This window comes from Rhizobium sp. SYY.PMSO (assembly GCF_046840415.1).
Classification (GTDB): domain Bacteria; phylum Pseudomonadota; class Alphaproteobacteria; order Rhizobiales; family Rhizobiaceae; genus Rhizobium.
The window spans coordinates 3,277,668-3,298,440 of sequence record NZ_CP177349.1 but is presented as its reverse complement, the minus strand read 5'-3'; the positions used below and the strand labels follow the sequence as shown (position 1 = coordinate 3,298,440).

Below are 20,773 nucleotides of genomic sequence, written 5' to 3'. Positions count from 1 at the left end.
TCGGGTCGCCTGTTTGCGGCCCGATTTTTGTTTGAAGGGCTGATTGCGGTTGGTCGAGGCCTGCAGTCCAATCGATTCGGATGCGGATCAATTTCATGGCGATCGTGAACGAGACAATCTACGCACTTTCCAGCGGCGGCTTGCCCGCCGGCGTTGCGGTGGTCCGAATCAGCGGAAGTCTGGCATTGCCGATAGCCGAATGTCTTGCCGGATCGCTCCCCGCTCCCCGCCAGGCCGCACTCAAAACGATTCGGACTCGTAACGGATTGGCGATCGATCGCGGCCTCCTCCTGATTTTTCCGGCTCCGGCCTCTTTCACCGGAGAAGATTGTGCGGAGATACAGGTTCATGGCGGCAAGGCCGTGGTAAATGCCCTGTTGGATGAGCTTTCTTCGTTCGATCAGTGCCGTCTTGCCGAGCATGGGGAATTTTCGCGCCGTGCGCTCGAGAACGGAAAAATGGATCTTGTCGAGGTGGAAGGGCTGGCTGATCTCATCAGCGCGGAAACCGAGATGCAGCGGCGGCTCGCTCTCGAGCATGCGGCGGGCGGTCTATCAGGGCGATATAATGCCTGGGCCGACAGATTGACCCGGGCGCGCGCCCTGATCGAGGCAGAGCTGGATTTTGCCGACGAGGATGACGTTCCCGGTTCGGTATCGGAGCTGGTCTGGGCTGATATGAAAAAGCTGGCGGCCGAGTTGTCCGATCATCTCACCGGCGCGGACCTTGGCGAGATCATCCGGGACGGTTTGAAAGTGGTGATCGCCGGACCGCCAAACGCCGGCAAGTCCAGCCTCATGAATGCCTTGGCGAAGCGCGAAGTGGCAATCGTGACGGATATCGCCGGAACGACGCGGGACGTTCTGCATGTCGATCTGAATATCGAGGGATTTGCCGTCAAGCTCTATGACACGGCAGGTTTGCGGGAAACGGATGAAGTCGTCGAACGGGAGGGAATAAGGCGTGCGCTCAGGACTGTTGCCGACGCCGATCTCGTTTTGTCTCTTGCCGAAATCGGAGGCAGCCCGCAACTGAATTTTCCCGGCTTTAGCGGCAAGGTTGCTACCGTCGGAACGAAAGCGGATCTTCACCGTGATGCGGATAACGGCATCTATGACGTGCGTATCTCGTCGACCACGGGTGCCGGCCTCACCGAATTGCATCACCTTCTTCGACAGGACCTGCAGGATCGCTCCGGGTCGCTATCTCTGGCTCTGCCGAGCCGGGTGCGGCATCGCACCTTGCTAAAGGAAAGTCTTGATGCGGTCTCGCTTGCACTTGCTACTGTGGATATGGGTCTGGATATCAGGGCAGAACATTTGCGTCAGGCAGCAACCAGCCTTGGACGTATAACCGGGCGCGTCGATGTCGAGGATCTGCTGGATGTTATCTTCTCGGAATTTTGTATCGGCAAATGATTCACGTGAAACAGCGCCTCACTGGAATAGGCACGGATGTTTCACGTGAAACCTTCTTGACTCCTGAAATTGGTATGCCAAACAAGCGGCATGACCGAGGACTTGATGATGTTCGACAAGACATATGATGTGATCGTCGTGGGTGGTGGCCATGCGGGCAGCGAAGCCGCAGCGGCGGCCGCGCGGTTGGGTGCACGGACGGCGCTGGTAACGCATAAGCGCGATACCATCGGAGTTATGTCTTGCAATCCGGCAATCGGCGGCCTCGGCAAAGGGCATCTGGTGCGGGAGATCGATGCGCTCGATGGCCTTATGGGGCGTGTCGCGGATGCCGCCGGTATTCAGTTCCGTATGCTCAACCGGAAAAAGGGCCCTGCAGTGCGCGGTCCGCGTACGCAGGCGGATCGCAAGCTCTACCGCATGGCTATGCAGGCTGAAATTGCCGCTATCGATAATCTGGACATTATCGAGGGCGATGCGTTCGATCTTGCTTTCGAACATGGCCGTGTGTCTGCTGTTATCTTGAAGGACGGACGGACGATCCGATGCGGAGCAGCCGTTATCACAACCGGCACCTTCCTCCGCGGCTTGATCCATATCGGCGACAAGAAGATTCCCGCGGGCCGGGTTGGTGAAGAACCATCGGTCGGCTTGTCGGCTACCCTGCTCCGGCATGGTCTCGCCCTTGGACGTTTAAAGACCGGAACCCCTGCCCGGCTCGACGGCACGACGATCGATTGGACCTCGGTGGGCCGGCAGGGCGCGGATGAGGATCCGACGCCGTTTTCCTTCATGACCGACGTGATCGTGAATCCGCAGATCGAATGCGGCGTGACGCGAACGACGCCGGAAACACACAAGATCATCGCCGAAAATCTGAAGCGTTCAGCGATGTATTCCGGCCAGATTGAAGGTGTCGGTCCGCGTTATTGCCCTTCGATCGAGGACAAGATCGTCAAATTTGGCGAGCGGGATGGGCATCAGATATTCCTGGAACCGGAAGGCCTCGACGATACGACTGTCTATCCGAATGGCATATCGACCTCGCTTCCCGAGGACGTGCAGGAGGAATTCATCAAAACTATTCCGGGCCTGGAACGAGTCCGCATTCTTCAGCATGCCTATGCTATCGAATACGATCATGTCGATCCACGCGAGCTGAAGCTTTCGCTGGAGGTGGAAAAGATTCCTGGTCTCTTCCTGGCTGGCCAGATCAACGGTACGACCGGATACGAGGAAGCTGGCGCGCAGGGGCTAGTTGCGGGGCTGAACGCGGCTCGCCTTGCTGCGGGCGGCGATGCTGTTGAGTTCAGTCGTACGGAATCCTATATCGGTGTGATGATCGATGATCTAACCTCGCGTGGAGTGGCGGAGCCCTACCGCATGTTTACCTCGCGTGCGGAATATCGTCTGTCGTTGCGCGCCGACAATGCGGATGTGCGTTTGACGCCGGTTGGTCTCGCCATCGGTTGCGTGAACGTCGATCGGGCCGCGCGCTTCGCACGTTATCTGACGAAGCTCGACGAGGCGCGGGCTCGCCTGAAGGGCTTGAGCATCACGCCGAATGAGGCGGATAAGGCTGGAATACATTTGAACAAGGACGGCCAGCGACGCTCCGCTTACGAGCTTCTGTCTCATCCGGATCAGTCCGTCGAGAGCCTGTCACGGCTTTGGCCGGAGCTGAGGTCTATTGAGCGCGGAGTCGTCGAGGCCGTCGAAATCGAAGCCGCGTATGCAGTCTATATGGATCGGCAGACGTCGGATATCGTTCGGGTTCGGAGAGAGGAAGAGCGCACCATTCCGGCCAGTTTTGACTTCACCACTCTTTCTGGCTTGTCGAACGAGCTGAAACAGAAGCTGAGTGCGGCGAAGCCGAAGAATATTGCGCAGGCATCGCGCATCGATGGAATGACGCCGGCGGCGATCTCCTTATTGCTGGCCCATCTCAGGAAGATGGGAGACAACCAGGATGAGCAGAGATTGGTTTCGTGACGGCACAAGGTTTGAGAGTCCAGGCTATGGAATTGAACGGTGTGCGTGTTTCACGTGAAACACAGGGGCGGCTGGAACATTTCGCACGGCTCTTCCAGAAATGGGCGAAGACGATCAATCTGGTCGCGCCTTCCACCATCGATGATCTCTGGCGTCGCCATATTGCCGATAGCGCCCAGATTTTTCAGCTCCGCCCTTTGACGAATCATTGGGTCGATCTCGGTAGTGGCGGCGGGTTTCCAGGCGTTATAACGGCAATTCTGTTGGCGGAACGCGGGGCCGGCCATGTCGATTTGGTGGAAAGCAATCAGAAAAAGGCGGCGTTTCTGCGTGTCTGCCTGCGAGAATGCGAGGCTCGTGGCGCGGTCCACGCTGTTCGAATCGAAGATGCACCTGCAATCATCCAGAATTGTGACGTGATTTCAGCTCGTGCTCTGGCTGAACTCGAAGTGCTGCTGGATTACGCAGCGCCTTGGCGCGAGCGCAATGAAAATCTGCGCCTTCTGCTGCATAAAGGCCGGGATTATGAACGCGAGCTGGAGAAAGCCCGTGGTCGTTGGGAATTCGATCTGGTAAAACATCAGAGCGTCGTCGAGCGAGATTCTGTTATTCTGGAGCTGAGCGGCCTTCGACGCCTGATTTAACCATAGTTGGATATGGGGCAGATGATCGGCGAGCGAAACCGGATTATTACCATCGCAAATCAAAAAGGCGGCGTCGGCAAGACGACGACGGCGATCAACCTGGCGACGGCCCTTGCGGCCATCGGCGAACGCGTGCTGATCGTCGATCTCGACCCGCAGGGTAATGCCAGCACGGGGCTGGGCATCGAACGGCGGGATCGCAAGCTATCCTCCTATGATCTGCTGGTCGGCAGTCATTCGATTATGGATACGGTTCAGGAAACGGCTGTCCCGAACCTCTATATCGTGCCGTCGACGATGGATTTGCTCGGTGTCGAGATGGAAATCGCGCAGCAGCCGGATCGCGTCTTCAAGCTCCGGCGCGCGCTGAATGCTCCCGAAGCTCTCGCATTTTCCTATATTCTTGTCGATTGCCCGCCATCGTTCAACCTTTTGACCATGAATGCCATGGCGGCAGCGCATTCCGTGCTGGTGCCGCTGCAATGCGAGTTTTTCGCTCTGGAAGGCCTTAGCCAATTGCTGGAAACTGTCGATCAGGTTCGCCGTACGGTTAACCCGTCGCTCGATATCCAGGGCATCGTTCTGACCATGTTCGATTCCCGCAACAATCTGGCACAGCAGGTCGTCAGCGACGTCCGCACACATTTGGGCGAGAAGGTCTACCATACGTTGATTCCGCGAAATGTTCGCGTGTCCGAAGCGCCCTCCTACGGCAAGCCGGCCATTCTTTACGATTTGAAGTGTGCGGGCAGCCAGGCCTATCTGCAGCTGGCTTCGGAAGTGATCCAGCGAGAGCGGCAGCGAAAAGCTGCGGCATGACAGTATATTTGTTCCAGAGTGAGTATCGGCGATGAATGATGATCTTTCGAAGCGGCGTCTCGGACGCGGATTGGCGGCACTCATCGGAGAGATGGATCAGCCGACGCCAGTGGATACGGGACGACCTGCCGTCAATCCCGACCGTCTCGTGCCGATCGAGTTCATCAGCCGTAATCCACGAAACCCGCGCCGCTATTTCGATGAGACGGAGCTGCATGATCTGGCCAGCTCCATTCGCCAGCACGGGATCGTACAACCGGTCGTCGTCCGCACGATCGCGAGCGATCGATATGAAATCATAGCCGGCGAACGACGCTGGCGTGCGGCACAACTTGCCGGTCTGATCGAGATTCCCGTCATCGTTCGCGATGTCGATGACAAGACGGCGCTCGAAATTGCCATCGTCGAAAACGTGCAGCGCGCCGATCTCAATCCATTGGAAGAGGCGCTCGGTTACGAACAGCTGATTGCCGAGCACGGTTACACCCAGAACGACCTTGGCGAGATTATCGGGAAAAGCCGTAGCCATGTCGCCAACTCCTTGCGTTTGTTAAAGCTTCCCGATCCGGTTCGCGATATGCTTGCCGCCGGCAGCCTTTCCGCCGGCCATGCGCGCGCTCTGGTTTCGACGTCGGATCCGACGACGCTGGCGCGTACGGTCGTTTCCAAGGGAATGTCCGTCCGCGATGCCGAGCGGCTGGCGCAGAACGATATCAAGGCCCAGAACGATCCTCGCCCGGCCGGCATTCGCAGGGATGAAAAGGATTCCGATACGCTGGCGCTTGAACGCACCCTGTCGGATACACTCGGGCTCGACGTCTCGATCAATCATCGCGGCAATGGCGGCCAGGTGAAGATAAGCTATAAGACGCTTGAGCAGCTGGAGGAGATTTGCCGGCTGCTGGAACGGCGCTAGGGCAGGTCCGCATTTCACGGAATCGCTCTATCTCTTTGTTTTTTAAACAATTCCGGGCGAAAAAACCGTCGTAAGATTTCCGCATTTAGTCTAGGACGCTTCGCGTTGATTTCGTCGCGCGAGGTGCTGGATCCGGCGCGGTGTCAATCGCCGGCGGCCTGTTTTTCGTGAAACTCAGCCCTTGCGGGCTGACTGCAATGTGGTGGACAGCAAGGTCTGCGTCGCGATGGTGTCCTCAAGGCTGGCGCGCTGGCGGGTCTGAAGAATGGCAGCTTGCAGCCTGTTCATCTCGCGAGCAATCGCAGGTGCTGTCCAGCTTCTCAGTGCCTGCTCGATGACGGGCTTGCGCCGGAAATGCAGGTGACGCCCGAGTGTCTGCATGACCTGAGCCGGCGTCAGCCGTTTTTCATCCATCTCCGCCCGCATGGTATCGAGCATCTGAAATTGCCTCAGGCAACCCTGCAGAACGAGAAACATCGGCGTCTTCGACGCGGCGATCTTTTGCATCGCATGAAGGAAGGCTTCGGAATCGCCTCTCAGGATCGCATCGACGGCGTCATCCGAGGAAATGGCGCTGGCATCGCCGATGATTTCCAGAACGTGCTGTTCCTCGATCGTGTCCTGGCCGCGGCAGTAAAGTGCCAGCTTGCGTATTTCGTTGCGCGATGCGATGCGATCCCCGCCAAGAAGCTCCAGCAATGCCTGGCGGGCGGCGGGGGCAATTCGCAGTCCTTCATTTGCCAGCTCGGTATCTATCAGGCTGTTGAGAGCCCTGACATCGTCGGCATAGCAGGGAATGGTTGCCACGGAGCGGGCCGGCTCCGCGGCCTTGCGCAAGCCGGAGCCTTTCTTGAGATCGCCGGCTTCGATAATGACGAAGCTGGCATCCGGGGGATTGCCGGCAATGATCTGCAGCGAATCGATCAGCGCTTTTTCGTTGGCGGCGCCGCGAATCCAGACGAGCTTTTCGCCGCCGAACAGACCGATGGCATTCACCTCGTCGAGCAGGCGACCAGCATCGTTCTGCAAGTCCGCAACATCAAGTTTGATGAGGGAAAAGGCGTCGGTAAGGTCAACTCCGGTTTTCGCGGCGATTTGCGCGGCGCGCTCGGAAACAAGGCCGCGATCAGGGCCATAGATCACGAAGATCCGATAGTTTCGCGCGGCATTTTGGAGGAATCCGTCGAATTCGTGGGACTTGATTTCCGCCATGCCGCACTCGTGCTCAGCGGCTGAGCGCCGCTGCGATATCGGCAGCGATCATCTCGGCGACTTCGCGGGCTGCACGGTCTTCGGAATCGCGGATCGCGCGCTGCTTGGCGAATTCCTGGGTCGGGAAGTCGACGAGCGAGGTGACTGCGCGGCTGCCGGACTTGATGACCTTGCCCGTACCGATTTCCTTTAGCGTGAAGGAGGCCGTTACGGTCGTACGGCCCGCCCCGGACGTATCCGAAGATGGGAGATAGAGTACGCCGCCGGTGCCGGAGGTAACGCTCAGGTCGACATTGTACTTCGGCGTCTTCGTTTCACCCGCCCCGCGCCCGGCGATGAAGATCAGCTGGTTGCGGACCTCCTGGCTGACGCGCGAGCCGGCGTCGGAGAAGGAAACTTCCGACAACTTCTGCGTTACGCCCGTGCTGAGGGCATAGAGCGGCCGAACCTGGCAAGCGGACAGAAGCCCTGCAACGGCCACAAGAGACGCAAGACCGGCAATGCGGGCGAACTTGAAAAGATTATCAGACGACAATGTTTACGATCCTCTGTGGAACGACGATGATCTTCTTTGGCGCCTGACCATTCAATGCGCTGTTGACGGCATCCAGGGCGAGCACAGCCTGCTGCACGGCATTCTGGTCTGCATCGCGCGCGATTGTCAATTCGGCGCGCTTCTTGCCGTTGATCTGGACGGGGTAGACGATCTCGTTCTCGACAACGAGCGCCTCGTCATAGGCTGGCCACCGGCTGGTGGCAATCATATGGGTGTTGCCGAGCGCGGCCGAGCATTCTTCGGCCAGATGCGGCGTGATCGGCGCGACCAGGGCAATCAGAATTTCCACCGCTTCGCGAACGGCCGAGCGATAGACGGCTTCGGCCTGACCAGCGGCCACCTTGGCAAGCGGCGCCGCCAGTGCGTTCACGAATTCATAGATGCGGGCCACCGCCTTGTTGAAGGCGAGCTTGTCGTAGTCACCCTGCACCGCTTTCAGCGTGCGATGCGCGATCTGCGAAATCGCCAGCGCCTCACCTTCCTTAGCCGGAGTCGATTCGACCGACTTCAGGGCCTCGGCGGCTTCGGAGACGAGGCGCCACATGCGTTGGGTGAAACGATGCGCGCCTTCGACACCGGCCTCCGACCAGATGACGTCGCGATCGGGCGGCGAATCGGAGAGAACGAAGAAGCGGGCCGTATCGGCGCCGTAGGAGGCGATGATGTCATCGGGATCGACGACGTTTTTCTTCGATTTCGACATCTTTTCGATCGAGCCGATGGTGATGTCCTCGCCATTCGACAGCAGGGTGGCACGGCGCTGACCGTCCACTTCCTCGATCTTGATATCGGCGGGCGACACCCATTCGCGCGTCAGGCCATTGCCGCGGCTATAGGTCTCGTGCACCACCATGCCCTGCGTGAACAGGCCCTTGAAGGGCTCCTTCACGTCGAGATGGCCGGTTTCGCGCATGGCGCGGGTAAAGAAGCGAGAATAGAGCAGATGCAGGATCGCATGCTCGATGCCGCCGATATACTGGTCGACCGGCAGCCAGTGGTTGGCGGCTGCCTTGTCCGTCGGCTGGTTTTCCCACGGTGCGGTGAAGCGGGCGAAATACCAGCTGGAATCGACGAATGTATCCATCGTATCCGTCTCGCGGCGCGCATCCTTGCCGCATTGCGGGCAGGCGACATGCCGCCATGTGGCGTGCCGATCGAGCGGATTGCCGGGCTGGTCGAAAGTGACATCGTCGGGCAGCCTGACCGGCAGATCCTTTTTCGGCACCGGCAGCACGCCGCAATCGTCGCAATGGATGACCGGGATCGGGCAGCCCCAATAGCGCTGACGGGAAATACCCCAGTCGCGCAGGCGGAAATTCACCTTGCGCTCGGCCTGCGGCACATTGCCGAGGCTGGTGGCGGAAAGCTTCGTTGCGACCGTCTCGAAGGCTTCCTCGGTGCTCATGCCGTCGAGGAAGCGCGAGTTGATCATCACGCCATCGCCATCATAGGCGACGTCGCCGACGGCGAAGCTCGCGGCATCGGCATCTTTCGGCATGACGACCGGCACGACCGGCAGTTCGTATTTGCGGGCGAAATCCAGGTCGCGCTGGTCGCCGGACGGGCAACCGAAGATGGCGCCCGTGCCATAGTCCATCAACACGAAATTGGCGATGTAGACCGGCAGTTCCCAGGACGGATCGAAGGGATGGCGGACCCGGATGCCGGTATCCATGCCCTTCTTCTCGGCGGTTTCGAGCGCGGCGAGCGAGGTGCCGGCGCGGCGGCACTCCTCGCAGAAGGCTTCGATGGCCGGGTCTTTGGCGGCTGCTTCCTTGGCCAGCGGATGGTCGGCCGAGATCGCCAGGAAAGAGGCGCCGAACAGCGTGTCGGGCCGTGTCGTATAGACGCTGATTTCACGATCGCTGTTCGGCGCGGTTTCGGCGACGATTTCCCAGCGGACGGTCAGGCCTTCGGAGCGGCCGATCCAGTTCTTCTGCATCAGCCGCACTTTTTCCGGCCAATGATCGAGCGTGTCCAGGGCGTCCAGCAGTTCCTGGCTGAATTCGGTGATCTTGAAGAACCATTGCGTCAGCTCGCGCTGTTCCACGAGCGCGCCGGAGCGCCAGCCGCGGCCGTCGATGACCTGCTCGTTGGCGAGAACGGTGTTGTCGACCGGGTCCCAGTTGACCTTGGATTTCTTGCGATAGACCAGGCCCTTTTCCATCATGTCGATGAAGAGCATCTGCTGGCGGTGATAGTAATCGACGTCGCAGGTTGCGAATTCGCGGCTCCAGTCGAGCGACAGGCCCATGGCCTTCAGCTGCGTGCGCATCGAGGCGATGTTCTGGTAGGTCCATTCCTTCGGATGCACCTTGTTGTCGCGCGCGGCGTTTTCCGCCGGCATGCCGAAGGCGTCCCAGCCCATCGGATGCAACACGTTATAGCCGCGGGCGCGCTTGTAGCGGGCAACGACATCGCCCATGGCGTAGTTGCGCACATGGCCCATATGGATGCGGCCCGACGGATAGGGAAACATCTCCAGAACGTAATATTTCTCACGCGGATCCGCGTTGTCTGTCACGAAGACCTTTTCTTCGTTCCATTTTTCCTGCCAGCGGGGCTCGGCATCGCGCGGGTTATAACGTTCGGTCGTCATCTGATCTTGTATTCCGGAAAATCATGGGGAGTCAGGCGTGACCTTCATCATGAAACCACCCAAGCGTCAAGTTTGGCGGTTGCAGCAAGTGCTTTATCTTGCAAAGCAAAGCCGGATTCTGGCGCATTTCGCCCTTGGCAAAGCCTGCCCGCCTCATTACTGCAAGGGGTTGAGAGCAAGCGAACATATCGAGGCGAAAAGATGGAACTTCAAGAGCGCCTGAACGAAGTCCGTTCCCATATCGCGACGGCCGAGCGCCAGGCCGGCCGGCCTGATGGAGCCGTGCGGCTCGTTGCCGTTTCCAAGACCTTCGACGCCGATCAGATCCGCCCGGCGATTTCGGCCGGCCAGCGGGTGTTCGGCGAAAACCGCGTGCAGGAAAGCCAGGGCAAGTGGCCGGAGCTGAAGGCTGAAACGCCCGGAATCGAGCTGCACCTGATCGGGCCGCTGCAATCGAACAAGGCGGCGGATGCCGTGGCCTTGTTCGACGTCATCGAAACCATCGACCGGGAAAAGATCGCGCGCGCCGTCGCCGATGAAATGAAGCGGCAGGGCAAGAGGTTGCAGCTCTACGTGCAGGTCAATACCGGGCTGGAGCCGCAAAAGGCCGGGATCGCGCCGGACGATACCGTCGCTTTCGTCGAGCTGTGCCGGAAGGAGCTTGGGCTTTCGATCGAGGGCCTGATGTGCATTCCGCCGGCCGAGGAAAATCCGGGGCCGCATTTCGCGCTGCTCGCCAAGCTTGCCGGAGAGGCGGGTGTCGAAAAGCTCTCCATGGGCATGTCGAGCGACTATGAAACCGCCATCGCCTTTGGCGCGACAAGCGTCCGCGTCGGCTCGGCGATTTTCGGCGCGCGTTAAACTAAATCAAAAACAAAAGCATTGCCGTACGAGTCAGGCTGAGATGTGTGATCATCCATCATCCATCATCCATCATCCATCATCCATCATCCGCCCTCGTAGTTCGAGGCTCCGGCCCCTTCGGCAAGCTCGGGAGCCTGCGCACCTCACCATGAGGGCTAACCGTCTGCGCAGGACGGCACACTGAACTGTGCCTGATGTGGTGGGAAGGGGCTCTACGCGGCGGTGCTTACTCCATCCTCACCCTGAGGGGCGGAGGCTGTAAGCCGAAGCCTCGAAGGGTGAGGATGGCCCTGTGTCTCCCGACAAAAAAGCCCCGGTTTTCACCGGGGCTTCGCAAATCTTCGATAAGATCGGATCTTAGAACTGGTCGTCGTCCTCGTCGTCGCGGCTGGTCGACTTCAGCGACTTCAGCGACTTCAGCTTGGCGAAAACGGCGTCGGCGTCGATTTCCTTTTCCTTCTCTTCGCGCTCGTAGGTGAAGCCGAGCTTCTCGGTTTCCTGAGCGGGCTGCAGCGTCGCGCCGAGTTCGGCGGCGGTCGGCAGCGGCCGGCCCTTGGCGGCCTTTTCGACTTCCATGTCGAGATCGATCTGGCTGCAGAGGCCGAGCGTGACCGGATCCATCGGCGCCAGGTTGGCCGAGTTCCAGTGCGTGCGGTCACGGATCTGTTCGATGGTCGACTTGGTGGTGCCGACGAGGCGGGAAATCTGCGCATCCTTCAGTTCCGGATGGTTGCGCACCAGCCAGAGGATGGCGTTCGGGCGATCCTGGCGCTTGGAAACCGGCGTGTAGCGCGGGCCGCGACGCTTGGATTCAGGCACGCGAACCTTCGGCTCGGAAAGCTTGAGCTTGTGGTTCGGATTGCCTTCCGCGCGGGCGATTTCGTCGCGCGTCAGCTGGCCGGTCGAGATCGGGTCGAGGCCCTTGATGCCCTGTGCTGCTTCACCATCGGCAATGGCCTTCACTTCGAGCGGATGCAGCTTGCAGAACTGCGCGATCTGGTCGAATGACAAGGCTGTATTGTCGACAAGCCAAATGGCGGTTGCCTTCGGCATGAGCAATTGTTGAGCCATGGATATAGTCCTTCTGTCAGTCCGCGCCGGTGTCGCGGTCCGGGGTGTAACACCACATTGTCCGGGAAATACGGCTCTATATAACGATAGTGTCGCGGAATTGCAATTCTTTGCGCATGAAATGCACTTTGTCCAATTGCTGTCGTGGTTTGACCTGCTATTTATTGCGCTGAAAGAGCACCCGCAATTGCGAGAGAGGGTGTGAGGATTCGAGGAGGAGACAATGTCGGAAAAGATTCATCCGGTGACGAAGCCGGTCAAGGCGCGCGCCTTGATCGACAAGGCGAAGTATCAGAAATGGTATGAGCAGAGCGTCGAGGACCCCGACAAGTTCTGGGGCAAGCACGGCAAGCGGATCGACTGGTTCAAGCCCTATACGAAGGTGAAGAACACGTCGTTTACCGGCAAGGTCTCGATCAAGTGGTTCGAGGACGGCGTCACCAACGTCTCCTACAACTGCATCGACCGGCATCTGAAGAAGCACGGCGATCGCGTTGCCTTCATCTGGGAAGGCGACAATCCCTATATAGACAAGAAGATCACCTATAACGAGCTTTACGATCAGGTCTGCCGGCTGGCGAACGTCTTGAAGAAGCACGGTGTCAAGAAGGGCGACCGCGTCACCATCTACATGCCGATGATCCCCGAGGCAGCCTATGCGATGCTCGCCTGCGCCCGCATCGGCGCGGTGCATTCGGTCGTCTTCGGCGGCTTCTCGCCGGAAGCGCTTGCCGGCCGCATCGTCGACTGCGAATCGACGGTCGTCATCACCTGCGACGAAGGCATTCGCGGCGGCAAGTCCATTCCGTTGAAGGAAAACACCGACACCGCGATCAGGATCGCCGCCAAGCAGAAGGTCGCGGTCAAGACCGTCATCGCCGTGCGCCGCACCGGCGGCAAGACCGGCTGGGAGCCCGGCCGCGATGTCTGGTATCACGAGGAAATCGCCAAGGTGAAGGGTGATTGTCCGCCGGCGAAGATGAAGGCGGAAGATCCGCTTTTCATTCTCTATACGTCCGGCTCCACCGGCAAGCCGAAGGGCGTGCTGCACACGACGGGCGGCTATCTCGTCTATGCGGCGATGACGCACGAATACACGTTCGATTATCATCCCGGCGATATCTACTGGTGCACGGCCGATGTCGGCTGGGTGACGGGCCATTCCTACATCGTCTACGGGCCGCTCGCCAATGCCGCGACCTCGCTGATGTTCGAAGGCGTGCCGAACTATCCGGACCAGGGCCGCTTCTGGGATGTCATCGACAAGCACAAGGTCAACATCTTCTATACCGCACCGACGGCGATCCGCTCGCTGATGGGCGCCGGCGACCATTTCGTCACGCGCGCCTCGCGCTCCAGCCTGCGCCTGCTCGGTACGGTCGGCGAGCCCATCAATCCGGAAGCCTGGGAGTGGTATTACAAGGTGGTCGGCGACAGCCGCTGCCCGATCGTCGATACCTGGTGGCAGACGGAAACCGGCGGCCACATGATCACGCCGCTTCCCGGCGCAACCGATCTGAAGCCCGGCTCCGCCACCCTGCCCTTCTTCGGCGTGCAGCCGCAGCTGGTCGACAACGAGGGCAATGTGCTGGAGGGTGCTGCCGACGGCAATCTCGTCATCGCCGACAGCTGGCCTGGCCAGATGCGCACGGTTTATGGCGACCACGAGCGCTTCATCCAGACCTACTTCTCCACCTACAAGGGCAAGTATTTCACCGGCGACGGCTGCCGCCGCGACGAGGACGGCTATTACTGGATCACCGGCCGCGTCGACGACGTGCTCAACGTCTCGGGCCATCGTCTGGGCACGGCGGAAGTGGAATCGGCGCTGGTGTCGCACAAGCACGTCTCGGAAGCGGCCGTGGTCGGCTATCCGCATTCCATCAAGGGCCAGGGCATCTATTGCTACGTGACGCTGATGGTCGGCCTGGAAGGCTCGGACGCGCTGCGGCAGGAACTGGTGAAACACGTCCGCGCCGAAATCGGCCCGATCGCCTCGCCGGACAAGATCCAGTTCACCCCCGGCCTGCCGAAAACCCGCTCCGGCAAGATCATGCGCCGCATCCTGCGCAAGATCGCCGAGGACGATTTCGGCGCGCTCGGCGATACCTCCACCCTCGCCGATCCGGCTGTGGTGGATGATCTGATCGCCAACAGGCAGAACAAGGCTGACGCGGCGTAAGCCGAGCGTTCGCTCTATCCCGCCCTTGGCGGGCGGGATAGATAATCAGCATTTAGCGGCAAAGCTAAGTGACGGATTTCGTAATTGATTTCTCGCCTACGAAGGGCGAGATGGATTCCGCGGTCGCCGCACCATATCGGGCGACAACAACTTTAAAGCGGGATCAAAAATCGATCGCCCGCCCATTGATCTCCCAGTCGCCGAAACGGGCGGGATCGGCGCCGCCACGGCCGCCGATTTCGGGGGGCAGGTCGGCTTGAGCCTGCGCCTGGCGGCGCTCCTCTGCTTCGGCCAACGCGCGCTTTGCTGCGGGAGAGAGCGGCTTGCGGGGGGCTTCGCCCACTTCGGTATCGATATTATTGTCGTTATCTGCGGTCTGCATGGTCTCGTGCGACCTCCGAAATATTGAAATGGAGGGAGGAATAGCCAAATCATAGTGCGTCCGGCCGCAAAGAAAAAGGTTTGGACGACAGATGAGTTGGAGACCCGTCGATGAATCTCATGCGTACTGCCATGCTGCTTGCCTTCATGACCGCTTTGTTCATGGGCGTCGGCTATCTGATCGGCGGTCAATCGGGCATGCTGATCGCGTTTGTCGCCGCCGCCGGCATGAATTTCTTTTCCTACTGGAATTCCGATCGCATGGTGCTCTCCACCTATGGCGCGCAGGAGGTGGACGAGCGCAGCGCGCCGGAATTCTACCGGATCGTCCGCGATCTCGCCCGCAATGCGGGCTTGCCGATGCCGAAGGTCTATCTCTACGACAGCCCGCAGCCGAACGCCTTCGCCACCGGGCGCAATCCGGAAAATGCCGCCGTTGCCGCCTCAACTGGCCTGCTGCACGCGCTGACGCCGGAGGAAGTGGCCGGCGTGATGGCGCATGAGCTTGCGCATGTGCAGAACCGCGACACGCTCACCATGACGATCACGGCGACGCTTGCCGGCGCCATTTCCATGCTCGGCAACTTCGCCTTCTTCTTCGGCGGCCGCCGTGACAACAACAATCCGCTCGGCATGGTCGGCGTTCTCGTCGCGATGATCGTCGCTCCTCTGGCGGCGATGCTGGTGCAGATGGCGATCAGCCGGACGCGCGAATATTCCGCCGACCGGCGCGGCGCGGAAATCTGCGGCAACCCGCTTTGGCTCGCCTCAGCGCTCGGCAAGATCGCCCGCGGCGCGGCGCATATCCCGAATGAAGAGGCCGAAGGCCATCCCGCAACGGCGCATATGTTCATCATCAATCCACTTTCCGGCGAGCGCATGGACAATCTGTTTTCCACGCATCCGAACACGGAAAACCGCATCGCCGCCCTGCAGGAAATGGCGCGTTACGGCGGCGGCAGCTCCTCGACGATGGCGCCGTCCTCAGGCCCATCTTCGGGCTTTGGCTCGACGGGACCGGTTCTGACTGCTAATCCGGGGCGCAAATCGCGCTCCGTGCCCAATACGGGTCGCGGTGGCTCGCAACCGCCGAAGGGTCCCTGGTCTTGAGTTCAGACAAGAAAAACAAAGCTTCCAACAGAGACGGAAAACGATCAGGCAAGCAGCAGGGGCATTCCCGGCCGCTCGATGGGGCTCCTCCCAAGCCGGGTTTTGCGGCTCGCGCAGCGGCGGCGAAGATTCTGGGAGCCGTGCTCGACCGCAAGACGCCGCTCGACGGCATGCTCGACGCCGAAGGCGGAAGTGCCGCCTATACGACGCTCGGCGACAGCGACCGTGCGCTGGTGCGTGCCATCTTGAACAGCGCGCTGCGGCACCTGCCGCGCATCGAGGCGGCGATTTCGTCGCTGCTCGATTCCCCGCTGCCGGAGGGTGCCCGCGCGTTGCATCACGTCCTTGTCGTCGGTGCGACGCAGATCCTTTATCTCGACGTGCCGGATCACTCCGCCGTCGATCTTGCCGTCGAGCAGGCCAACCGCGATCCCCGCAACCGCCGCTTCGCCAAGCTGGTCAACGCCATCCTGCGGCGCATCGGCCGCGAAAAACAGGACATCCTTGAGCGCGTTGCGAGCGTGCCCGCCATGCCGGGCTGGTTCCTGTCCCGCCTGGAAGCCGCCTATGGCGCCCCTGCCGCGCGCAGGATTTCGGACACACAGCTTGAGCCGGCGGCCATCGATCTCACCGTGAAATCCGATGCCGAAGGTTGGGCGAAGCGGCTGAACGGCGTCGTCTTGCCGACCGGCGGCGTGCGGCTTGCCGCCTTCGAAGGGTCCATTCCCTCGCTGGATGGCTTCGAGCAAGGCGAATGGTGGGTTCAGGACGCCGCGGCCAGCATTCCGGCAAAGCTGTTCGGCCCTCTTGCCGGCAAGCGGGTGGTGGATCTCTGTGCGGCGCCCGGCGGAAAGACCGCCCAGCTGATCCTCGCCGGGGCCAAGGTCACGGCTCTCGATCAATCCGCCAATCGCCTGAAGAGACTATCCGCCAACCTTGCGCGCCTCGGCCTCGAAGCCGAGACGGTCGTTGCCGACATGAGCAAATATCGGCCCGACGAACTTTTCGACGCCGCACTCCTCGATGCTCCCTGCTCTTCGACGGGAACGACGCGCCGCCATCCCGATGTGCTGTGGACCAAGGGACCGGAGGATATCGCCAAGCTTGCCGGCCTGCAGGAACGCCTGCTTCGCCATGCTCTGACGCTGGTCAAGCCGGGCGGTCTGGTGGTGTTTTCCAATTGCTCGCTCGATCCCGAAGAAGGCGAGGATCTGGTTGCGCGTCTGCTGGCCGAAAGCGGCAATGTCGAGCGCGTCCCGATCGCGGCGGGCGATTGGCCCGGTCTGGAAGCGGCGATCTCGCCGCTCGGAGCGTTCCGCACCACGCCGGACATGCTGCCGCAGACCGATGGTTTTGCCTCGGGCCTGGATGGCTTCTTCGCAGTCGCGCTGCGCCGCATGCGCTAGCCTGCGGTTTGGGCCGTCAGTCATCGAACGGTTAAAAAATCGGCGAAGATGTCCTTAGTTGGTATATTCGTAACCTCTTTTTAACCACGGGTAATGAGAGTATGCAGAAGCAAATATGCAGATCTGCGGCAGGGTTTAGTGAGTTCATACATGCGGGAAGCATGGCGGCGGATGTCGCGCCGCGCGGCGTTGACGCGATTGCGTCTCACCCGCCACACGATGCGTGTGCCGGAACGGCTGATCGTGGCGCCGACCGACCTGCGCAGTGTCGATCCCTTTTTCGTCGAAGAGCTTCTGAACGGGCGCATCCTGCTTGCCGGGCGTGTTCTGGAAACGCAAGGGGCGTCGCCCTTCTCTCTCGAATTGCCGTCTTTGGCCTTTGCCGCCAAGCTGCATAACTTTCGCTGGCTGCGGCATTTGCGGGCGGAAAAGAGCGATCAGGCATCGGCCATGGCGCGCGCGATCCTCACCGACTGGATTGCCGTTCACGGACGCCGGCTGCACGGCCTTGCCTGGTCGCCGGATATAGCGGCGCAACGGCTGATCGCGCTTCTGTCGCATTCGCCTGTGCTTCTGCACGGCACCGATAGCGGCTTCTACCGCCGTTTCATGCGGATGCTCGTCTTCCATGTGCGTTTTCTGCGGCGAATGGCAGCCTCGGCGCCCGATGGCATCACGCGGTTCCGCGTGCGCATCGCGCTCGCCATGTCTTCGGTCGCCATGCCGAGCAGCGCGCTGACGCTGAAGCGGGCCGGCCAGGCGCTCGACCGCGAGATCGACCGGCAGATCCTGCAGGATGGCGGGCATATCTCCCGCAATCCGCGCGCGTCATTGGAACTGCTGCTCGATTTGCTGCCGCTGCGCCAGACCTATGTCAATCTTGGCCACGACGTGCCGGTGCGGCTCATCCCCGGCATCGACCGCATGTATCCGGCACTGCGCTTCTTCCGCCATCAGGATGGCGATCTGGCATTGTTCAACGGCGCGACGTCGACGCTCGCCAACGAGCTGATGTCGGTGCTGCGCTATGACGAGACGGCGGGACAGGCTTTCAAGGCACTGCCGCACACCAGATATCACCGGCTGGCGGCCGGTCAGGCCGTCGTCATCATGGATGTCGGCAGCCCCGCCTCGGTCGATCTCAGCCGCACGGCGCATGCGGGCTGCCTTTCCTTCGAGATGTCGTCCGGCAAAACCCGCTTCATCATCAATTCCGGTTCGCCCGAGTTCGCCGGCGAGCGTTACCTTCAGGCGGCGCGGGCGACCGCGGCACATTCGACCGTGACGCTCAACGACACGTCCTCGTGCCAGTTTTCAAAATCGAAGTCGCTCGGACCGATCATGGTCGGCGGTGTGAAGAAGGTCATCGTCGAGCGCGCCGAGACCGAAGACGGGCGAGACTACGTCCGGGCGGCGCATGACGGCTATCTCTCCGCCTTCGGCTATGTGCACGAGCGCGAGCTGAGCCTCAATGCCAGCGGCACGATCGTTGCCGGCCGCGACCGGTTTTTCGTGCCGGAGGGCAAGAAACAGCAGCCGAAGGGCGAGGGCATCGCGTCCGCCCGCTTCCATATCCACCCCTCCATCAGCCTGTTGCAGACCGAAACGGATACCGCGCTGCTGATCGCGCCGGATGGAGAGACCTGGGTCTTCTCCTCGCCCGGCAACGAGGTGCTGGTGGCGGAGGACATCTTCTTTGCCGATCCCTCGGGCATGCGTGCTTCCGATCAGCTCGAGATCGTTTTCCGGGTTACTGAAAAGCCGGAAATCCGCTGGTTTTTATCCCATCGGCCATAGGCTAACCGCGTCAGCTATGCTAACGGGGCGGCATTATCGTCCCGCGCCATCTCCGCCGGACAATCTCGTCTCCTCATACCAGAGCGATTTCGCTCTGCTTTTTGTTATCTCGCAATTCCGGACGGAAACCGCTGCATGCTTTTCCTGGAGTTGCTCTAGATCGGAGAAAGCCCATGGCCGTCGTTTCCAAGAAAATTCCCGCTCCCGACAAGGTGAAGGTGAAGACCGCGCTTCTGTCCGTCTCGGACAAGACCGGTATCGTCGAGCTGGCGCGTGCCCTCAGCGGGCAAGGCGTGCGCCTCCTGTCGACCGGCGGCACGCACAAGGCGATCGCCGCAGCCGGTCTTGCCGTGACCGACGTGTCGGAAGTGACGGATTTTCCGGAGATCATGGACGGCCGCGTCAAGACGCTGCATCCAAAGGTGCATGGCGGCCTGCTCGCCATCCGAGACGACGCAGAACATCAGGCTGCGATGAATGAGCATGGGATCGAAGGCATCGATCTCGTCGTCGTCAACCTCTATCCCTTCGAGGATGTCCGCAAGGCGGGCGGCGACTATCCGACGACCGTCGAAAACATCGATATCGGCGGCCCGGCAATGATCCGCGCCTCGGCGAAGAATCACGCCTACGTGACGATCCTGACCGATCCGGCCGACTATCCGGAGCTGCTGGAGCAGCTTTTCGGCGATGCCGGCCAGACGGCTTATGCCTTCCGTCAGCGCATGGCCGCCAAGGCCTTCGCCCGCACCGCGGCCTATGACGCCATGATCTCCAACTGGTTTGCCGAAGCGCTCGATATCGCCACGCCGCGCCATCGCGTCATCGGCGGCGTTTTGCGCGAGGAAATGCGCTACGGCGAAAATCCGCACCAGAAGGCGGCTTTCTACGTGACAGGCGAAAACCGCCCCGGCGTTTCGACGGCGACGCTCCTCCAGGGCAAGCAGCTCTCCTACAACAACATCAACGACACCGACGCGGCCTATGAGCTCGTTGCCGAATTCCTGCCGGAAAACGGCCCGGCCTGCGCGATCATCAAGCATGCCAACCCCTGCGGCGTCGCCACCGGCCCAAGCCTCGTGGAGGCCTACAAGCGGGCTCTCGCCTGCGATTCCGTCTCGGCCTTCGGTGGCATCATCGCGCTCAACAGCCTGCTCGACGCGGAAACGGCCGAAGAGATCGTCAAGCTCTTCACCGAGGTCATCATCGCGCCTGAGGTCAGCGAGGAAGCCAAGGCGATCATCGCCCGCAAGCCGAACCTTCGCCTGCTCTCGGTCGGCGCCCTGCCCGATCCGCGCGCGCCCGGCCTGACCGCCAAGACCGTCTCCGGCGGCCTGCTGGTCCAGAACCGTGACAATGCGCTGGTCGAGGACATGGAGCTGAAGGTCGTCACCAGGCGCGCGCCGACGGTGCAGGAGCTAGAGGACATGAAGTTCGCCTTCCGTGTCGCCAAGCATGTGAAATCGAATGCCGTCGTCTACGCCAAGGACGGCCAGACGGCCGGCATCGGCGCGGGACAGATGAGCCGTGTCGATTCTGCCCGCATCGCCGCCATCAAGGCCGAAGAAGCCGCCAAGGCCATGGGGCTTGCCGAGCCGCTGACCCGCGGCTCCGCCGTGGCCTCCGAAGCCTTCCTGCCGTTTGCCGATGGTCTGCTTTCGGCGATTGCCGCCGGCGCCACCGCGGTCATCCAGCCCGGCGGCTCGATGCGCGACCAGGAGGTCATCGACGCAGCCAACGAGCATAATGTCGCGATGGTCTTCACCGGCATCCGCCATTTCCGCCATTGACGACTTTGCCCTCGCC

Annotated in this window: 17 protein-coding genes; 12 read left to right on the top strand and 5 right to left on the bottom strand. The window is 60.9% G+C overall.

Annotated elements, in window-relative coordinates; all coding sequences use genetic code 11:
* Positions 1-95 precede the first annotated feature (95 nt).
* From mnmE to ACJJVH_RS15945, 5 genes are all read left to right on the top strand, one after another.
* Complete coding sequence (mnmE, locus tag ACJJVH_RS15965; RefSeq protein WP_412064335.1) at positions 96-1,418, top strand: tRNA uridine-5-carboxymethylaminomethyl(34) synthesis GTPase MnmE; 1,323 nt, start codon at positions 96-98, stop codon at positions 1,416-1,418.
* Positions 1,419-1,526: 108 nt separating this feature from the next.
* Complete coding sequence (gene mnmG, locus ACJJVH_RS15960) at positions 1,527-3,410, top strand: tRNA uridine-5-carboxymethylaminomethyl(34) synthesis enzyme MnmG (protein ID WP_412065180.1); 1,884 nt, start codon at positions 1,527-1,529, stop codon at positions 3,408-3,410.
* A 26-nt stretch (positions 3,411-3,436) separates the two neighbouring features.
* The gene (rsmG, locus tag ACJJVH_RS15955) at positions 3,437-4,054 is read left to right on the top strand and encodes a 16S rRNA (guanine(527)-N(7))-methyltransferase RsmG (protein WP_113372174.1); all 618 of its coding nucleotides are present in this window, start codon (positions 3,437-3,439) and stop codon (positions 4,052-4,054) included.
* Between the two features lie 21 nt (positions 4,055-4,075).
* Entirely contained in the window at positions 4,076-4,873 is a 798-nt protein-coding gene (locus tag ACJJVH_RS15950) for a ParA family protein (RefSeq protein WP_113372190.1), read from the top strand.
* A 31-nt stretch (positions 4,874-4,904) separates the two neighbouring features.
* Positions 4,905-5,789, top strand: coding sequence for a ParB/RepB/Spo0J family partition protein (locus ACJJVH_RS15945; protein WP_112795771.1), 885 nt, complete (start codon positions 4,905-4,907; stop codon positions 5,787-5,789).
* A 174-nt stretch (positions 5,790-5,963) separates the two neighbouring features.
* Here the strand turns inward: ACJJVH_RS15945 and holA are convergent, their stop codons facing one another.
* From holA to leuS, 3 genes are read right to left on the bottom strand one after another with little or no spacing between them, the layout of a single operon-like run.
* Positions 5,964-7,001 (bottom strand): DNA polymerase III subunit delta, encoded by a 1,038-nt coding sequence (holA, locus tag ACJJVH_RS15940; protein WP_412064334.1) that lies wholly within the window; start codon positions 6,999-7,001, stop codon positions 5,964-5,966.
* A 13-nt stretch (positions 7,002-7,014) separates the two neighbouring features.
* Positions 7,015-7,536 (bottom strand): LPS assembly lipoprotein LptE, encoded by a 522-nt coding sequence (gene lptE, locus ACJJVH_RS15935; RefSeq protein ID WP_113360467.1) that lies wholly within the window; start codon positions 7,534-7,536, stop codon positions 7,015-7,017.
* The gene (gene leuS, locus ACJJVH_RS15930; RefSeq protein WP_412064333.1) at positions 7,526-10,156 is read right to left on the bottom strand and encodes a leucine--tRNA ligase; all 2,631 of its coding nucleotides are present in this window, start codon (positions 10,154-10,156) and stop codon (positions 7,526-7,528) included. Before leuS ends, lptE begins: the two co-directional genes overlap by 11 nt.
* 37 nt (positions 10,157-10,193) lie before the next feature.
* Between leuS and ACJJVH_RS15925 the strand changes: the two genes are divergently transcribed.
* Together ACJJVH_RS15925 and ACJJVH_RS15920 are read left to right on the top strand one after the other, a co-directional pair.
* A complete protein-coding gene (locus tag ACJJVH_RS15925; protein WP_412064332.1) occupies positions 10,194-10,379 on the top strand; it encodes a hypothetical protein in 186 nt (61 codons plus the stop codon).
* Positions 10,358-11,017, top strand: a complete 660-nt coding sequence (locus ACJJVH_RS15920; RefSeq protein WP_412064331.1) for a YggS family pyridoxal phosphate-dependent enzyme — start codon at positions 10,358-10,360, stop codon at positions 11,015-11,017. Before ACJJVH_RS15925 ends, ACJJVH_RS15920 begins: the two co-directional genes overlap by 22 nt.
* Positions 11,018-11,377: 360 nt before the next feature.
* On the opposite strand, the gene ACJJVH_RS15915 is transcribed toward ACJJVH_RS15920, so the two are convergent.
* Entirely contained in the window at positions 11,378-12,091 is a 714-nt protein-coding gene (locus tag ACJJVH_RS15915; protein WP_412064330.1) for a DUF1013 domain-containing protein, read from the bottom strand.
* Between the two features lie 223 nt (positions 12,092-12,314).
* On the opposite strand from ACJJVH_RS15915, the gene acs reads away from it, so the two are divergent.
* Positions 12,315-14,273 carry an acetate--CoA ligase gene (acs, locus tag ACJJVH_RS15910; RefSeq protein WP_113405141.1) on the top strand — a complete coding sequence of 653 codons (1,959 nt, stop codon included), beginning with the start codon at positions 12,315-12,317 and terminating at the stop codon, positions 14,271-14,273.
* Positions 14,274-14,436: 163 nt separating this feature from the next.
* On the opposite strand, the gene ACJJVH_RS15905 is transcribed toward acs, so the two are convergent.
* The gene (locus ACJJVH_RS15905; RefSeq protein WP_112795785.1) at positions 14,437-14,655 is read right to left on the bottom strand and encodes a DUF1674 domain-containing protein; all 219 of its coding nucleotides are present in this window, start codon (positions 14,653-14,655) and stop codon (positions 14,437-14,439) included.
* 110 nt (positions 14,656-14,765) lie between these two features.
* Between ACJJVH_RS15905 and htpX the strand changes: the two genes are divergently transcribed.
* From htpX to purH, 4 genes are all read left to right on the top strand, one after another.
* Entirely contained in the window at positions 14,766-15,764 is a 999-nt protein-coding gene (gene htpX, locus ACJJVH_RS15900; protein WP_113360477.1) for a zinc metalloprotease HtpX, read from the top strand.
* On the top strand, positions 15,761-17,170 hold the full coding sequence (locus tag ACJJVH_RS15895) for an RsmB/NOP family class I SAM-dependent RNA methyltransferase (RefSeq protein ID WP_113372181.1): 1,410 nt from the start codon (positions 15,761-15,763) through the stop codon (positions 17,168-17,170). Before htpX ends, ACJJVH_RS15895 begins: the two co-directional genes overlap by 4 nt.
* 150 nt (positions 17,171-17,320) lie before the next feature.
* Positions 17,321-18,967 carry a heparinase II/III family protein gene (locus ACJJVH_RS15890; protein WP_412064329.1) on the top strand — a complete coding sequence of 549 codons (1,647 nt, stop codon included), beginning with the start codon at positions 17,321-17,323 and terminating at the stop codon, positions 18,965-18,967.
* 173 nt (positions 18,968-19,140) lie between these two features.
* Positions 19,141-20,757, top strand: a complete 1,617-nt coding sequence (purH, locus tag ACJJVH_RS15885; RefSeq protein WP_412064328.1) for a bifunctional phosphoribosylaminoimidazolecarboxamide formyltransferase/IMP cyclohydrolase — start codon at positions 19,141-19,143, stop codon at positions 20,755-20,757.
* Positions 20,758-20,773 lie beyond the last annotated feature (16 nt).

Excerpts from the sequence above, each read along its gene's own strand:
- mnmG (WP_412065180.1), top strand. The coding sequence starts at position 1,527 with ATGTTCGACAAGACATATGATGTGATCGTCGTGGGTGGTGGCCATGCG.
- ACJJVH_RS15915 (WP_412064330.1), bottom strand. The coding sequence starts at position 12,091 with ATGGCTCAACAATTGCTCATGCCGAAGGCAACCGCCATTTGGCTTGTC.
- mnmE (WP_412064335.1), top strand. The coding sequence starts at position 96 with ATGGCGATCGTGAACGAGACAATCTACGCACTTTCCAGCGGCGGCTTG.
- ACJJVH_RS15905 (WP_112795785.1), bottom strand. The coding sequence starts at position 14,655 with ATGCAGACCGCAGATAACGACAATAATATCGATACCGAAGTGGGCGAA.
- ACJJVH_RS15945 (WP_112795771.1), top strand. The coding sequence starts at position 4,905 with ATGAATGATGATCTTTCGAAGCGGCGTCTCGGACGCGGATTGGCGGCA.
- rsmG (WP_113372174.1), top strand. The coding sequence starts at position 3,437 with ATGGAATTGAACGGTGTGCGTGTTTCACGTGAAACACAGGGGCGGCTG.
- ACJJVH_RS15890 (WP_412064329.1), top strand. The coding sequence starts at position 17,321 with ATGCGGGAAGCATGGCGGCGGATGTCGCGCCGCGCGGCGTTGACGCGA.
- ACJJVH_RS15920 (WP_412064331.1), top strand. The coding sequence starts at position 10,358 with ATGGAACTTCAAGAGCGCCTGAACGAAGTCCGTTCCCATATCGCGACG.
- purH (WP_412064328.1), top strand. The coding sequence starts at position 19,141 with ATGGCCGTCGTTTCCAAGAAAATTCCCGCTCCCGACAAGGTGAAGGTG.
- leuS (WP_412064333.1), bottom strand. The coding sequence starts at position 10,156 with ATGACGACCGAACGTTATAACCCGCGCGATGCCGAGCCCCGCTGGCAG.
- ACJJVH_RS15950 (WP_113372190.1), top strand. The coding sequence starts at position 4,076 with ATGATCGGCGAGCGAAACCGGATTATTACCATCGCAAATCAAAAAGGC.
- holA (WP_412064334.1), bottom strand. The coding sequence starts at position 7,001 with ATGGCGGAAATCAAGTCCCACGAATTCGACGGATTCCTCCAAAATGCC.
- htpX (WP_113360477.1), top strand. The coding sequence starts at position 14,766 with ATGAATCTCATGCGTACTGCCATGCTGCTTGCCTTCATGACCGCTTTG.
- acs (WP_113405141.1), top strand. The coding sequence starts at position 12,315 with ATGTCGGAAAAGATTCATCCGGTGACGAAGCCGGTCAAGGCGCGCGCC.